Below are 16,360 nucleotides of genomic sequence, written 5' to 3'. Positions count from 1 at the left end.
TTTGTGGAGCGAAGAATCTCGATAGATGCTACTCTGCGAGAAGCCGCTGTCGCGTCTACGTTCCGCGTTGCTACACTCAGCATGACAACATCAAATTCATACTTCAAATCAGCAACGCCTTTATTGTCATTACTAAGAACAAATTACAAATGACAAATAGCCAAGGACAACCTAATTATATATAAGTATGCAACACCAGATGGATAAAAGGGCGTTGCCAAATTTTTATCAAAAATCTTTAAGTTTCTTCTTTGTTACAATGGACGGTTGGGAAACAGTATTCTATCATAGACGGTTGGCATATTATTTTAGCTAAAATACTCAGATTTTTTGTTATATCGGTAATTAGTAATGAATCGCAGATTTGTTGTTTGTTATTTGCAATAACCAGTTATCAGCTATCAATTACTATGTAAGCGAGTTTAAATTTAGTATTTGGAAGGTCAAAAGGTAGAATTTCTACTTCAACCAGCCTCCACTAACTTTCGATTAATTCATAATTATTACTAATAAAATTTATATTAATGATTCATATAAACTAATATCTAGATTAAATACATAGAAGTGTTATCAAAAATCAATTCAGGAGAAGCAAATGAAATTTGGAATAGATATCGGTCATAATTGTCCTCCCGATACCGGAGCTACAGGGATAAGATTTGAGGATAATTTGACCTTAGATGTAGGTAACAGAGTAATAGCCAAACTAAAAGCTTTAGGGCATCAAGTTGTAGAATGCAAGCCCGCTAAAGCCTCAACAGTAGGTGAATCACTCAGAAAAAGATGTGCTACAGCTAATTCTAACAAAGTAGATACTTTTGTATCTATTCATTTTAATAAGTTTAACGGTCAGGCGAACGGTACGGAAATATTTGCAGTTAGCGATACAGGCAGAAGAATTGCCAAACCTGTATTAGATGAAATTGTCAAATTAGGCTTTTTTAATCGCGGTGTTAAAAACGGCAGTCATTTATTTGTCCTCAAAAATACAGATATGCCTGCGATTTTGGTAGAAGGCTGTTTTGTCGATTCGCAAAAAGACATGAATCTGTATAATCCAGAGGCAATGGCAAATGCGATCGTCAAAGGTTTAACCGGGCAATTACCTAGTAATCCTGTTAGTCCAGTAGAGGATGAAGAACAAAATCCAGATACGACAACCTTGAGATTGCAAAAAGCTTTAAATAGACTCAAAATTACCGATAAAAATGGTAAACCTTTAGTAGAAAACGGCACAAACGATGCCACAACAAAATCTGCAATCGAAAAATTTCAGAGTATCACAGGCATTCAACAAACAGGAATTGCTGGAGACACTACATGGAATGCAATTAATCAGATTTTAGCAAAAAGAATTATTAGAGTAAATCATGCGGGTGGTGTAGTAGTCAGATACTTACAATACCGTTTAGGAGTTGACATTGACGGCATCTATGGCCCTCAGACAGAGGCAGCAATGAAGAAATTTCAACAGCAAAATGGTTTAACAGCTGATGGAATTGTTGGGCCTGCAACCTGGCAGAAATTAATTGGTTAGTAGTTAGTGGTTAGTGGTTAGTAGTAAAAACAAATTACCAACTACTAACTACTATCTACTAACTAATAATTGGAGAAAATCATGGCTTTTAACATCAATGTACTGAAACTACCAGTTATCAAACTCGGTTCTAATGGCATCTATGTAAGTGCTTGGCAAAGCTTTTTAAAAGAAGCAGAATATCCTATAGGAACTGTTGATGGTGATTTTGGCAAAGCAACTGACCAAGCAACTCGTAGTTATCAACAAAGAAATGGTTTACAAGCTGATGGGGTTGTTGGCAATAACACTTACAGTAAAGCAGCTCCTCAAGGTTTTATTTTTAAAGTACCTAATCTTTCAGCTAGCGCATTGCTAAGTTATCTTGATTTTGGTGAAACAGAAATTAAGGATTTACAAAAATGTTTGAATCAGGTAGCACAACTCAATCCTCCATTACAAGTTGATGGTGACTTTGGTAAAACAAGCACCAAAGGGTTAGCCGAAGCGTATAAAAAAAGAGATGTGCGTTTGCGTAGTGAATTGGAAGGGGTGCTAAGTAATGCAACTAAACAGAAACTGGGAGCAGATTTGACTCAAGCATTGGATATTTTTAATGAATATGCAAAAAGACAGAGATTTCGTCTTAGCGGGCCCCATTGGGCTAAATATTTTCCTACTAGCAAGTTAATTTCTGATTTAGCTTCACCATTTCGTCAAAAAGTAGAAGCATTTCAGAATTCACTAATTGACGCTGGTTGTCAAGTCATTGTTACCGCTACCTACCGTCCGAAACAACGTGCTTATCTAATGCATTACTCTGCTAGGATTAATCGCCAAGACATTGCTCCTCAATATGTCCCACCTTTGAGTGGAGTGGATATTGAATGGGTGCATTACACTAATGCAGGATCGCTGCAAGCTGCTAAAGATATGGTTGAGGCTTATGGTATAGGTGGTAATCCTGTATCTTTAAATTCTCGCCATACTCAAGGGCTGGCTATCGACTGGAATGTTACCTGGAACAACAAAATTAATATTAAGGATGCTAGTGGAAAAATAGTTACTATTGGCGAACCTTGTAATGCATCTTTAAATAAAGCTATGTGGAAAGTAGGTGCATCCTACGGAGTGTATAAGCTAGATAACGATCCTCCTCATTGGTCATCCGATGGTAAATAGTGTAGAGACGCGATCGCACTTGGTAAATTCCCAATCACGTCTCTACATTCAGTTAGGTATTTGCCTCAGACATCACAGGCGCAGTTGCTACAGAGCCATTATTTAGAATAGGCCTGCGAGTTTTCAGGTCAAATTTATATCCATGTGGCAAAATATGAAGCCTCGCTCCACACATTGCCAAAGGTTCATCCTTTAAAATTTCGTCAATATTGCTATGTATGACCTCTGATTCATCTACTACGGTGATAGAGCCTTCCCCTATTACTTCAAACTGGCTATCGGTAACAACCATAGCAGTATTTTCATCAATACCAAATCCTAATACAGCAGGCTGTTGTGCCAAAGCTGAAATTAATCGTCCTAAGCGTCCACGCTGTGAGAAATGTTGGTCTATCACCACTCCAGGCAAAAAAGCCAAGCCAGGGCCCATTTCTACAATTTCAATCCGAGGATTGGTTTCAGTAATTACTAACTGCCGTTTGGTTTCGCTCCCAGCCATAGTGCCTCCAAGTGTCTCTGAGAAGATGACCAAGTAATTAATATTTATTAATTAATGGTTGCAATCTTTGAACCTTAATTAATTAATAGATAAGCCAAAGAATTACATTTGCTTTGTATTATTAAATTTACATAAGTCAGGAATCTTTAACATCATTCTGTTGACATATTTGTTTTATTCAAAAAATCAAAATTATTAACTATTTAGATATTGTTTAAATCGGAAGACATATTTGATGTAGGGATACTATAGATGTATATGATTTCAATAGGAATAAATAGATAGAAATATCTATGTTCAGCCGTGGCTGTGAGCTACAATAAGGTTTTTTGCAAACAAATATTATAGTTTGATAGACATACTTTAGAGCTATTATGCGAATTCAAGCAAATGTAGGGTAGGCATCAACTTACATTTGGAGGCTTTTTGCAACTGAGACGCAGAGCCTTCAAATCCTTGTAACATAGATGCAACCTGGAAACGAGAATAGAGCCTCTCTTCCACCCCATTGCTGTACGATATTTTGATAATTAATAAAAAAATACTCACACCTCAAAACAACGGGAGTGAGATAAAATATGAGATCAAGCGATCGCACTTCTAAAACTTTATTTTTTTAAGCTGGAAAATTTGCCAAAACTTTCTAATCAACTTGGTTGTTAAAAAGTAGATTTACTAAAAAAGTATGTGCTTCTTCCAAGGAAAAATGTCTAGGTTTTCCTTGAAATACAATTTGGTATTCGTTGATATCTGGCCCATGTCCATATCCAGAAATCAACTTGCGGTGAAAAGCTTCCTCAGCAAGATGGTTAACTTCATTTCTGAGAGCAGCCTTTGTGATATTCATAACTTTGCTGTCTCCTTAATAGTTGACTATATTATCTCCTCAATTTTTGACTATATCATGTTTTTTATTTTTATACATCTTGGGATCGCATTACACCTTTCAAAAGTTATAGGTAGATAGGTATAGATTAATAAGTCGTTTGTTGTTTTTTGTTTAGAATAATCGACCATTAACAATTAACAATCAAGAACTAAGCTATAACGCCTTAAAATTGCACAATTACTCGTGAGGGTCGTCATTAGTCATTAGTCATTAATAACCAAGGACAAATGACAAATGACGGTTTTAACGAAAAAAGTGTAATGTGTAAGTGCAACAGCTTAATCATTAGTATAATTGTGTTTATTTATGCCCAGTAACTTATATTGAAAGATTGATGATTAATTGTTATTGAAGTAACAATGTCTTATACTTAGCTGAGTAATGAAAACTTAATACAGTTTGAATATGCCTTGAGATAGCTGCAAAATTATCTCAACAGCGTTAAGGTGATGCAGATAAAGATTTTGCTTAATGCTTAGGTAAACAGTAAAGCAAATACTCATCAAAGACCAAATAAATTCACAAGCAGTGAATCTCGGTAAGCGCAGAGAAGCGTAGAGATACCAGAGTGTTTCGTCAAAGGTATATAGTCAATGGTTCAAGATAAAAGTACCAATACAGTCCGCGTCAACGCTAGAAAAACTGATGCTTTCGATGTCTTCAACTTTCAACATTACATAGGGCCGAATCCTTACTTGGATAGAGGGGCGTTAGTATTTGATTTTGCTTTAACTGAACCTTGGCGATCGCTACCTATAGAAGATTATGTTGAAATTATTGGCGATCGCTACCCACAACTGAGCAAACAAACTTATGATTCCTATGCCCAGCTGTTTGCCCGCACCGTGTCTGAAGTAGGAAAGCTAGACATGGACTTGCACCTTAACCACTGGAGTGTCAAAGGCGACGAAAAACATGCCAGAATTGCTGTACAATCCTTACACGCAGATACAACACACTCCCTAATTTTCTTCGTTTGGGATTGGTTTGAAGCCATTACTCGCGATCAAGACATAGCCTTTGAAGAAGGGTTGCGGATGCTGCAAAGAAAATTCCGTCAATCTGTCTATGGCGGCCCCACAATTTATGCCCTATTGAGAACAGCAGATAAAAAAGGCATTCCCACCTTTTATTTGTGGGAAGAAGGACTGATGCAGTACGGTTACGGAACAAAACAAGTTCGTGGTATCGCGACGACATTTGACTGTGATAGCCATGTTGATTCAGATTTTACCACCCGCAAAGACGACTGCAAAGCATTCGAGATGATATTACAATTCACCGTCAGGGTTTAATAGAAGAGTACATGTTAGGAGAAGATGAACCGCCGATCAGGGTTTATTTGAAAGAAATCAGTACAATTTTGTAACTTTAAAAACGCAGAGTAGCGCAGAGGTAAAACGCAAAGGAACGCAAAGAAATTTCTCTGCGTTACTCTGCGCTTACCTCTGCGACCCTCTGCGTTACAAAAGTTAATTACTGCCAAACAAAGACTTTCGCTTCGTAGGGGCCAATATCAGTCATGATGCCGTCATCACCAGCTTCCACATCATAATCCCCTGTCCATTCGTGCCATTTACCACCACTGGGGAAGTTGGGAACATGATAGCCAGCTAGGAAGTTTTCAGAAAAATTAGCGACAACAACCACACGCGAACCTTCATCATTCCAGCGGCTGTAAGCTAACACTTTTGCCTCTGGATTTTCGTGGATAAAGTCGATATTTTCTGTGTAGAGGGCATGATTGTCTTTACGCAGGTTAATTAAGCCTTTGTAGTATTCAAACAAACCGCGATTCAAATCATGACCTAGTAGTGTCCAATCGATTTTGGCTGATTCTGGAGTTTTGGGTTTATACTCGCCAAACTCTTCACCCATCCAAATTAAAGGCACACCAATAGCTGTCATCAAAATAGCAACGCCTAACTTTGCTCGCCTAAAAGCTTCTTCATCAAAAATGTTGCGATCGCCCAGTTCTACCATCAAATGATGATGGTCATGGTTTGTCAAATAATTGACAACATTTGTAGCACCCATAAAGCCTTGGCGTTTACAATCGATTACATCTTTGAGGCGTTCTAAATCAAAGGTATCGCCGCAGATATGTTCAAGAATACAGTGATAGAAACTATCATGCCAGCAACCATCCATCGGCCCATCAACATTAGTTATGCTGGTAGTTTCAGGAATGTGTTCGGCAATGTTGTAAAAAGGCTTAGTACCAGCAGTTTTTTTCGCTTCTTGCACAATCCAGTGCATGAAGTCGTAATTAGCAATTTGTCTCGCTGCATCGTAGCGAATACCATCAATATGATACTCTTCAATCCAAAAACGGATTGTATCGCTAATAAATCTCCGCGCTGGGTAAGTCTCTAAATTTTCATCATAGTGTTCGTAATTAAACTCAGGCCCCCAGCTATTATCGGGATCACGAGGAGAGTGATGATACCAATAGTCGTGATCGATTTGGGTTAAAGGACTAGACGCTTCTGAGTGGTTATAAATGCAGTCCATAATAACGCGAATTCCTCTAGCATGGCACTCATCAATTAGCTCTTTCAAACCAGCTGTAGAGCCATAGCTAGATTCAGTTGCAAAAAAATGCCGGGGATTGTAACCCCAGCTATAATCTCCTGGATATTCTTTTACTGGCATCAACTCAATGGCGTTAATACCGAGTTCGCACAGATAATCTAATTTTTCAATGACGTGCTTATATTTTCCTCGTGCGTAAGGGTCATCTTCACCACCAGAAAAATCACCAATATGCAATTCGTAAATTACTAATTCATGGTCAGCAGGTAAGGGTTTGTCGTCGTGCTTCCAAACATAGGTATCAACTATTTTTTGCCCATCTTTAATTCTGACAATACCGTTATCCTGACCACTCAATTCATCTATATCTGTAGCGTAAGGATCTGTAACATCAACCCATTGATCTGGTTCAAAGAACCAAGATTTTGACTGGACACGAAATTTATATTGATATTCTCCGTCTTCTAATTCTACCGTTGTACGAAAATAACCGTCTTTGCCTTTTTCCATTGGAATTTCTTTCCAATCCGAAAAAGAACCAATTAAAGCCGCTGCTTCGTTATACGGAGCAAATAAGTTAAATTCAATTGGTTTTGACATGGCTTTATTTAGATATAGTGAATCTTTGTATGAGTATTCTCTGATTTTCAAAAACAATAGCCAATCTTTCTGTAGAAACAATTAATTAACTTTAACCTCTATCCTTAGGAATAAAAAATTAATAAAAATTAAAAAATGAATTATAAAAAATAACTTTGTCGTCAGAACTCAGGTCAAGGAATTGACAGGGGGAGATAGTTAGGATAAATAATCACTATCACAATAAGCTATTTTTCTGGGCACAAGTTTTAATAGCAATTGCTCACCAACACCCTACAATTAAATAGACTTGCACTGATTGCTTAGTCAGTCTAAGAATATATAGGGCAAAGCACACGGGGAAACTAACGTGAGTCAAGAATTTGATTACGATTTAGCGATCGTCGGCGCTGGAGTAGGCGGACATGGGGCTGCCTTACACGCCGTTAGCTGCGGTTTAAAGACAGCTATTATCGAAGCAGCTGATATGGGGGGAACCTGCGTAAACCGAGGTTGCATTCCTTCTAAGGCATTGCTAGCAGCCTCTGGACGTGTGCGGGAACTAAGAGATGCCCACCATCTAAAAGCGCTGGGAATTCAAATTGGAAATGTACAGTTTGAGCGGCAAGCGATCGCCGACCATGCTAACAATCTTGTCTCTAAAATTCAAGGAGACTTAACCAACAGCCTCAAACGCTTGGGAGTTGATATCATCCGGGGTTGGGGCAAAATCGCAGGCACTCAAAAACTCAGTGTTGTGACGGATAGCGGTGAAAAAACTATCACTGCCAAAGACATCATTATTTCTTCTGGTTCCGTTCCCTTTGTTCCTCCTGGTATTGAAGTAGACGGCAAAACAGTCTTTACCAGCGACCAAGGGGTTAAGTTAGAATGGCTACCAAATTGGGTGGCAATTGTTGGCAGTGGCTACATTGGCTTAGAATTCTCCGATGTTTACTCGGCTTTGGGCTGCGAAATCACTTTGATTGAAGCACTCGATCAGCTAATGCCGGGATTTGACCGCGATATTGCCAAACTTGCCGAACGGGTGCTGATTACTCCCCGCGACATTGAAACTTATGTGGGAGTTTACGCAAAAAGAGTCATCCCCGGTTCACCAGTGGTAATTGAGTTAGCCGATTTCAAAACCAAAGAAGATGTGGGCGTGCTGGAAGTAGATGCTTGCTTAGTGGCGACGGGACGCATTCCAGCTACGCAAAATCTCGGTTTAGAATCGGTAGGTGTAGAACTAGATCGTCGGAATTTTATCCCGGTGAACGACACCATGGCCGTACTGAGTGGAGGTGAACCTGTGCCGCATTTGTGGGCAATTGGCGATGCAACTGGCAAAATGATGCTGGCGCACGCTGCTTCTGCTCAAGGTATCGTTGCTGTAGAAAATATCTGTGGCAGATACAAAGAAGTAGACTACCGCAGCATTCCCGCAGCGGCCTTTACCCATCCAGAAATTAGCTATGTCGGCATGACTGAAGCACAAGCCAAAGAAAAAGCTGCTGCTGAGGGATTTGAAGTTGGAGTCGCCAAGAGTTACTTTAAAGGTAATTCCAAAGCCTTGGCAGAAGGCGAAGCTGATGGTATGGCCAAAGTAATTTATCGCAAAGATACAGGCGAAGTTTTGGGAGTCCACATTTTTGGAATACACGCCTCCGATATTATCCACGAAGCTTCCGCCGCGATCGCCAACCGCCAATCCGTCCATACCCTAGCCCATCTGGTTCACGCCCACCCAACACTCTCGGAAGTCCTGGATGAAGCTTACAAACGAGCAGTTGCATCTTAAATGCTGAATGATGAATGATGAATTATGAAACTTTCATCACTCATCATTCATAATTCATCATTCATAATTTCCTATGCAAATCCGTCGCCGTTCACCCAACCCAACTGTTGCCGTGTCTCATTTGAGGTATCAGGTTGCTACTCCTGATGCCGAGCCAAGAAACATCCTAGAAAAAATTGTTTGGCACAAAGAAGAAGAAGTAGACAAAATGCGGGAAAAGCAACCCTTACAGGAGTTGCAAAAACAAGCTTTAACTGCACCTCCAACCCGTGATTTTGTGGCAGCACTGCGATCAGGTAAGACTAAACCAGCTTTAATTGCTGAGGTGAAAAAAGCTTCTCCTAGCAAAGGAGCGATCCGCCCAGATTTTGATCCAGTTGCGATCGCCCTTCAGTACGAACAAGGCGGTGCTTGTTGTATTTCGGTGCTGACAGATGAAAAATTCTTTGGTGGCAGCTTTGACAACTTAGCCAAAATCCGCGCCGCCGTAGATTTGCCTCTACTGTGTAAGGAGTTTGTTATCTATCCTTACCAAATGTATTTGGCTCGTGTTCTCGGTGCAGATGCAGTGTTGTTGATAGCGGCTATCCTCAGCGATCAAGATTTGCAATACTTTGTCAAAATAGCCCATGCTCTTTCTCTAGCAGCATTGATTGAAGTTCACACTCTTGAAGAACTTGATCGCGTCCTAGCCATAGATGGGGTTTCTTTAGTAGGTATTAATAATCGCAACCTCGAAGATTTTTCTGTGGACTTGCAAACAACTTGCCAACTTTTGGCAGCCAGAGGTAAACAATTACAGGAACGGAACATTCTGGTTGTGAGCGAGTCAGGACTACATGCCCCAGATGATCTAAATATAGTAAAACAAGCGGGAGCATCTGCTGTACTCATCGGTGAATCTTTAGTAAAACAACCAGATCCAGAATTAGCGATCGCCAATCTCTTTGCCAAATCTTCATGACTCAGCAAATCCAGGCTTTAACTAAATTTTTGTTGCCTATGTAACAATTTACTTATTAACAAACAGCTTTTGATTCCAAATCTTAAGATATAAAATTCTAACCAAATTTCATGGAGCAAATTCCTCTGCCTTCACCAATCCATTACGAACTTATATTACAACTGCTAGAAAGACAAACAATGTTAGCAGTAAGCAACAATCCAGACCTGCGAAATCAGGTGAATCAACTAATTATTACCCTTCGCAAAGCCGCTGTCCAACAAAAGCATTTAGAAGAAATATGTCAGTTTTCATCTATGGCAGTTGATCACCGTTGGTCAATCAATCATCTCAAGAGTGGACAAGTTTTTTCCCCTGATTAATAGACTTGTCCGAAATATTAATTTAGGAAAATAAAAATGGTAGAACACCTAAGTGAGTGTCTACCATTTTCCCAAATGTCTTTAGTGTTTGATTATATCCAAAAGTATCCATTCTCAATAAATATTGATAGATGATAATTAATCGGAGACCTACAAACCCTAATAAGCGTAAGGTTTCCAGAAGATGTGTGTAACGCAAGGTCTCTAAGCTTGGGGCAACAATTCTAATACAGCACTAGCGGTTTCATTGCCCTGGTCGTCATTATTAAATTAATGTAATCAAAACTTGAACTATTACTCTTTAAAATATTTGTTTTCTTGAAAAAGCATATCTTTATATTTACTTTTGTAGTTTATTTTAAAGCTAGTGATTATAGTAAAACTGTGAGTTAAAAAATACTTTTTGAATTAAAGTGTAAGACTCATGAAGCTCCTTTGTTTGAAAATAAAAGAGTCTAAGATTTTAACTATCTCATCATTCGTTGGCTTTGGCATTGAGCCTTGATGAGGTTTCGGTACGATGACCTCGTAGTGGAGTTAACTAATCTCCACCGTCTTCCAAACTGATAAATATTTATTTTTGTGTAATTACTGAACCTAATTAGCAACGCTCTAAAAGTATCATATTAATATAGAGAAAAAGCAATTATTGTTTGTATTTTTTTCGTTACATCACTTGATTTTTTGTTATAAATTATTGTCAAGCCAGCTATTTAAAGCTGAAGAATTAAAATGAGAATCAGTCTGTTCAGAAATCGGATTGTTATTTTATTAGGCTTATTTTTAGTTCTAGGTGTAATACCCTTTATTGCAGTTAGAATTTCTGAAAGTTCTTTATCTAAAGAAGAACGAGTAGCCAAGGTACTTAACTCATATATTAATAGGAGATTAACTGTTGATGACTTGTTAGCTTTTGACCTAGAAGGTATTTATTTTACTGAGCAAACTTATCAATATATAGCAGGTAGTTCACCTGAAGAATTTATTGAGCAATTACGAGAGCAAGATTCACCAGAAGAGTCAAAAATATTAACTCCCTTAGAATATTTAAATGTTATTGCTCAAGAACTTGTCAAAGGTTCAGATTTTGAAGGTAAGGTGCAGATTAATAAACCCCCTCAGCCAGGATTTATCAATATCTATCTACTAAATAAAGACCCTAATAAGCTTTCTAGAAGCTTTAGTAATTGCTCTTATATCGGCTACATGAATACGATTATTTGTAACGCCAATTTTCTCAAACATGAGATTAATTTGATAAGAAAAATTGATAAATTATATGATGTTATTCTTTTTGATCTGAAAACAAACAAGCCAATAGATATTTCTGATAAAAATATTATTAATAAACTCCATACTCGTATAGCAGGCAGTTTTTTAACCTGGATATTGGGTCATGAGATTGGTCACGCCATACTTCATAAAGAGTATGTCATTGAATCTAAAAAAGGAACAAACCTTAAGGAATCTGGATATCGTGATAGAGAGAATCAAGCAGATAATTATGTCGCTACCGCTCTCCAAAAAGGGTCTCAACAAAGAGGAAAACCCTCTTCTGTTTCTGCTGTTTTTTGGATAAGTATGGGAGAGTATTTTCAACATAAATACAGGCAAGAAGTTGAAGCATCTTTTAAGAATCAAATATCTGAATTAGCTTGGAACAGTGAACAATTGCCCTTAATGATTGTTACTAATGTTGAAGTAAAAAGTAAGGAAATACCCTATCTATTAAGAGTTATTAATATCTTAGAAACTTTGACAAAAAATACACCTCAGTTAGATGAAACCCAATATTTTCAAAAAACTAAAGAAAACATAAGAGAGGTTGATTCAAAGTTTGATTTAATTTTAAAAATACTGATGATAATTTCTATTTTTACCCTAATAATAATGTTATTTTTATCGGAAAAAAGTAAAGATTCAAAAACTATAAGCAACTATAAAAATGAACAACAAAACGTTTAGATTTATCGCTGTAATGGCGTTCTTACTTTTAATTTTCGGCACTTATTACTATCATGGCGGGCTGAGAGGTGAACTTGGCTTTGAGCAGAGATTGGCTTGGTTACAAGTATTTTTTGCTGCTCTAGTTATGCTGATTGGCATTATATTAGGAACTCTTTTTCGACAACTTGAGGGTAGAACTGGTAGAGTCATGATCCTTCGTGAATTTTCATCAGTCTTCTCTTCTGCGAGTTTTTGGGGTGCTATCTGTGTTTCTCCTCTAGTATTTTTTGCTATCTTTTCTGTTTCTCGTGACGACCCTGGTGCGATGTCAAGCTACGTTCTTGCTTTTGAGAATGGATTTTTTTGGGAATCTGTGTACAAAAAATTATTGGGTACTCGTTAAATCTGACAGTCTGTCTTTTGACGTCAACTGCAATTTCAGAAAGACTTGTAACTGGTAATGAAAAATAACTTGAGTCCAGTCAGGTAAATTACACTACCTGGCTGTTTTTTGCCAAGTAAAGGACAAGGGAAGGGAAGGAGGAATTTTCTCTGTTATCTCCTCACTCTCCCTTGTCTAACCCAAAAAGATAATTTCTGATTACTGAATCAACGTTCTAGAGACTTACTATTGATATCAAACCATTATTAAGTTACTAGGGTCATTATTTTGCAAAAAGATATTGTTGTCTAAACCGCTAGGTTTTACATTCCTATTCATGTCAGGACGAACAGCTATGTCAGCACCACCTGGTTCTGACTTTATATATTCAGAGAATGTGTTAAAGTTGCGATCGCCTCGATTTAACATCATCTGACGCAAATCAACTACATCTTGATTGAAGCCAAAATCGGCACCGTTATACATGAGGCGATCGCTTCCTGCATCGCCTGTCATCATATCCTGTCCTAAACCACCGATGAGGCGATCGTTTCCATCGACTCCGTTTATGGCATCATTACCTCTACGCTCCCAGAGCATGTCATTACTTTGACCACCAGTCAAGATATCGTTATCTCCTTGGTCAGTGAAAGCGTTTTTATTATCTCCACTCCAGGGTGTTTTGTTAGCTGCAAGGACTTTATTGCTTTGATCGCTACTCGGAATATCGTTACCTTCTTTGTCAGTGAGGGTGTTGGCATCCCCTTTGTTAGTAAGGGTGTTACTGTCTCCTTTGTTGGTGAGATTATCACCACTATCTTTGTCGCCAGTACCAGTCTCTGTACCAGGATCTTTGCTTGCAGATTGCCCGTTGCCCTTCATGAAGTCTTGCAGTGCTTCCCATTTGGGAGACGTCTTTTGGTTGAGATGTTCTAAAGCACCCCAAGAACCCCATTTACTGGGTGTACCGATATCAGAGAAGTTGACAAATAAGCTACCGTTGGTGAGTTTATCCCATCCCTGTAGATAATCGCTGTACAATTGCCCCATGCGTGGATCGCGGTTCGCAGCAATGAATAAATCTGTGATTGCCTGATTATTCTCTACGCCTTGTATGCCAACAAGATGCTGTCCCCCTTCATAGGCTGCTATGTCCACATCGTATTTCTTGGTGACATCAACTTGCTTGCTAATATTGTCTAATGTTTGAGGTAATTCAGTCTTGTTCAAGTAGTCAAATACTTTACCCAAACCACCGTCTGACTCTTTTGTCCAACCTTCGACTTCTGCTTGTTTGTCTGGGCCTACACTTAGCGAAACATAGGGAGCGATCGCCACAGTATCGACTGTGAAATTTGGGTCATACGCCTTCACCTTTTCCATCAACTGCTCGGTGATCCAAGGGTTAGCAGCTTGCGAACCTAGTACCGTGACGACTCTATTACTGTCTTTGCCAAACACATTATCCCAGAGATCGCCTATCTGTTCCGTGCGGCGGCTGTGCCAGTCCATCCAGTCACCGCCTAACTTTTGCCCTTGCTGTTGTGCCCATTGATTCTGCTGGAATTGCCCGTTCCAAACTTCGTTGGAATATTCTACGTAAGCTTTGAGCTTTGGATCGAGCTTTTCCTTAACTATCTTGGCAAAGTTGGTGACATATTCATCCGTCGCTTGGTGAGGAATAGTAAACCAAGGGTTAGCACCAGTGCGGTTTGCTAAATCAACCATTACTTCGACAGGCACACCTTTACCCTCGTAGGTATGATTTGAAGTTGTTGGCCGATTCTTCCAATCTCCCTGTTTGGAGTTGTTAGTGTCCATCCAGTCCATGAACCGCAAGGTAGAAAAATCATCTACTTTATCTACAAAATTAGGATTAAAAGGCTGAGTCTGGTAGTTTTTTTCTAAGGCTTCCGGAACAACGCGGATATTACGAATATAATCACCAGTACCTTTGGGGTCTGTTTCGGTAAGTTTAATATGGATGCCTGTGTCAGAAGGGGTAACATCAATGACATCTCGACCAGGTTTAGAAGCGCTTGCATCCAGCTTGGCATCAAACCCGTACTCTAGTTTGCCTTCGCCATCATACAAAACTACATATTTACCACCAGGGTAATTTTGTTCTACCCCAGGTGCAGGAGAAATGCGATTCAGCATTACTCCAACTTGGTTGTAATCAGCATTTGGATCTCCTGGTTTGGGCAAAGATTTCACCCATCCATTCTCATCTAGGTTTAATTCGCTTGCTTCCCCTGTATCCCATGAGTTGGAATTTTGTGTAATCCATTCACTAGCCGATTTGAAGATATCTACAAATGGCATTTGGCTAGACCAGAAACTAATTCCACCTAGATTTGTACCTAAAGTATTTGCCATAATTTTGTTCCTTGAATCAAGTCAATTCAGCTGGTAGACATCCTCAAAATTTACGCAGCTGAACAAAGTGAGGCAATGGGCATAAAAATTATGAATTATGAATTATGAAATTTTCAGCCCAATCGCATTCACTATTCATAGTTCTCACTAATCCCCAATTACGCAGTTGGAACCCCACTCCGATCAAAGACTGATACCAAAGGTTTCCTCTCTAAATGCGGAGTGGGGTCAAAGCGTGCTGTATCCAATTGAAAAGTGCTATGGATATCAGAACATAGAGTTAGTAGTTAAACGGGATGGATCAGCGTTTTGTGAAAGGATATTTTTCTCTAACCCGCCAGGTTTTGTATTACCATCCATGTCAGGTCGAACAGTTGGCTCAGCTCCAAATGTATCCATTTTTAGATAGTTAGAGAAATTTTTCGAGTTGCGATGATCGCTTGGACCAGTCATCATCCGGTGCAAGCCAGTAATATCTTGATTGGAGTCAGAAGCAGTAAAGGTGTCTCCCTTGTCTTGCATACTGTTGGAGTGGCGATCGCGTCCCGGAGCGCTCATACTGTTTTTGCCTGTGAGGACGTCGTTATTGTCTCCTCCTTTGAATTTATGATTACCTGATTTGCCTCCAAGGACATCATAGCCTTTAGTGTCATCGGAGATATTGTTAGCTCCTTTGACGGTAAGGGTGTCAGTTCCTTGATTAGCGTCAGAAGTAGGTTGAGATGTAGGGTTTGGTATGTTGCTAGCGGGGTTCGTATCTCCACTACCAAAAAGCTGACCCCAATAGTTGTTATGAAAACCAACACCGAGTTCAGTAAAATTACTGTTAAGAATATTAGCTCGGTGTCCAGGGCTATTCATCCAAGCTTGAACAACCTGTTCAGGTGTTTTTTGACCTGCTGCAATGTTCTCTCCCATCGTTTGAGCTTCATAGCCAACTGCCTTAGCTCTGTCCCACGGTTGAGAGCCATCTGGTCCTGTATGACTCAAGACACCGCGTTCTGACATGTCTTCAGCATACTTGTCAGCAGCATAGTCCAGTTCAGCATTTCCTTTTAGAGGTTGAAGACCAGCCTTAGCTCGTTCTTGGTTGGTGAGTTCAAGAACTTGTTTTTCAAATGTCGCATCATTCCCTGCTTTATCCTCGGGCATGGTGTTATTGCTACCCTTGTCACCAGGAACGGTAGTGCCTTTGTCCTCGGGCATGGTGTTATTGCTACCCTTGTCACTGGGAACGGTAGTTCCTTTTTCCTCGGGCATGGTTTTATTGCTACCCTTGTCGCCGGGATCGGTAGTGCCTTTGTCCTCGGGCATGGTGTTATTGC

Annotated in this window: 11 protein-coding genes and 2 pseudogenes; 8 read left to right on the top strand and 5 right to left on the bottom strand. The window is 39.4% G+C overall.

The window, feature by feature from the left end:
- The first annotated feature begins 595 nt into the window (after positions 1–595).
- Together HXY43_RS26080 and HXY43_RS26075 are read left to right on the top strand one after the other, a co-directional pair.
- Positions 596–1,537: an N-acetylmuramoyl-L-alanine amidase gene (locus HXY43_RS26080; RefSeq protein ID WP_290889935.1), complete on the top strand. Its 942-nt coding sequence runs from the start codon at positions 596–598 to the stop codon at positions 1,535–1,537.
- 81 nt (positions 1,538–1,618) lie between these two features.
- On the top strand, positions 1,619–2,698 hold the full coding sequence (locus HXY43_RS26075; RefSeq protein ID WP_290889932.1) for a peptidoglycan-binding protein: 1,080 nt from the start codon (positions 1,619–1,621) through the stop codon (positions 2,696–2,698).
- Between the two features lie 52 nt (positions 2,699–2,750).
- Here the strand turns inward: HXY43_RS26075 and HXY43_RS26070 are convergent.
- Positions 2,751–3,221 (bottom strand): annotated as a pseudogene (locus HXY43_RS26070) (cyanophycinase); the annotation flags it as partial.
- Between the two features lie 619 nt (positions 3,222–3,840).
- The gene (locus tag HXY43_RS26065) at positions 3,841–4,044 is read right to left on the bottom strand and encodes a hypothetical protein (RefSeq protein ID WP_290889929.1); all 204 of its coding nucleotides are present in this window, start codon (positions 4,042–4,044) and stop codon (positions 3,841–3,843) included.
- A gap of 635 nt (positions 4,045–4,679) precedes the next feature.
- Between HXY43_RS26065 and HXY43_RS26060 the strand changes: the two are divergent.
- Positions 4,680–5,348, top strand: a pseudogene (locus HXY43_RS26060) (cyanophycin synthetase); the annotation flags it as partial.
- A 214-nt stretch (positions 5,349–5,562) separates the two neighbouring features.
- Here the strand turns inward: HXY43_RS26060 and HXY43_RS26055 are convergent.
- Positions 5,563–7,221: an alpha-amylase family glycosyl hydrolase gene (locus tag HXY43_RS26055; protein ID WP_290889926.1), complete on the bottom strand. Its 1,659-nt coding sequence runs from the start codon at positions 7,219–7,221 to the stop codon at positions 5,563–5,565.
- Positions 7,222–7,570: 349 nt separating this feature from the next.
- On the opposite strand from HXY43_RS26055, the gene lpdA reads away from it, so the two are divergent.
- The 5 genes from lpdA (at position 7,571) to HXY43_RS26030 (ending at position 12,677) form a co-directional block, all read left to right on the top strand.
- Positions 7,571–9,001 carry a dihydrolipoyl dehydrogenase gene (gene lpdA / locus HXY43_RS26050; RefSeq protein WP_290889922.1) on the top strand — a complete coding sequence of 477 codons (1,431 nt, stop codon included), beginning with the start codon at positions 7,571–7,573 and terminating at the stop codon, positions 8,999–9,001.
- 73 nt (positions 9,002–9,074) lie between these two features.
- Complete coding sequence (gene trpC / locus HXY43_RS26045; protein ID WP_290889919.1) at positions 9,075–9,965, top strand: indole-3-glycerol phosphate synthase TrpC; 891 nt, start codon at positions 9,075–9,077, stop codon at positions 9,963–9,965.
- Between the two features lie 110 nt (positions 9,966–10,075).
- On the top strand, positions 10,076–10,327 hold the full coding sequence (locus tag HXY43_RS26040; protein ID WP_290889916.1) for a DUF5340 domain-containing protein: 252 nt from the start codon (positions 10,076–10,078) through the stop codon (positions 10,325–10,327).
- 732 nt (positions 10,328–11,059) lie between these two features.
- Positions 11,060–12,292: a hypothetical protein gene (locus HXY43_RS26035; protein WP_290889914.1), complete on the top strand. Its 1,233-nt coding sequence runs from the start codon at positions 11,060–11,062 to the stop codon at positions 12,290–12,292.
- Positions 12,273–12,677 carry a hypothetical protein gene (locus tag HXY43_RS26030; protein ID WP_290889911.1) on the top strand — a complete coding sequence of 135 codons (405 nt, stop codon included), beginning with the start codon at positions 12,273–12,275 and terminating at the stop codon, positions 12,675–12,677. The genes HXY43_RS26035 and HXY43_RS26030 overlap by 20 nt, the downstream gene beginning before the upstream one ends.
- Positions 12,678–12,911: 234 nt before the next feature.
- On the opposite strand, the gene HXY43_RS26025 is transcribed toward HXY43_RS26030, so the two are convergent.
- Together HXY43_RS26025 and HXY43_RS26020 are read right to left on the bottom strand one after the other, a co-directional pair.
- Positions 12,912–15,035, bottom strand: a complete 2,124-nt coding sequence (locus tag HXY43_RS26025) for a calcium-binding protein (protein ID WP_290889907.1) — start codon at positions 15,033–15,035, stop codon at positions 12,912–12,914.
- A 267-nt stretch (positions 15,036–15,302) separates the two neighbouring features.
- Positions 15,303–16,360: CAP domain-containing protein (locus tag HXY43_RS26020; protein WP_367161533.1), on the bottom strand; the 1,058-nt coding region annotated here is incomplete at its 5' end.

It is taken from the genome of Fischerella sp. (genome assembly GCF_013388695.1).
Classification (GTDB): Bacteria; Cyanobacteriota; Cyanobacteriia; order Cyanobacteriales; family Nostocaceae; genus PCC9605.
The sequence above is the reverse complement of the archived record's forward strand: the minus strand, read 5'-3'. Positions and strand labels throughout refer to the sequence as shown.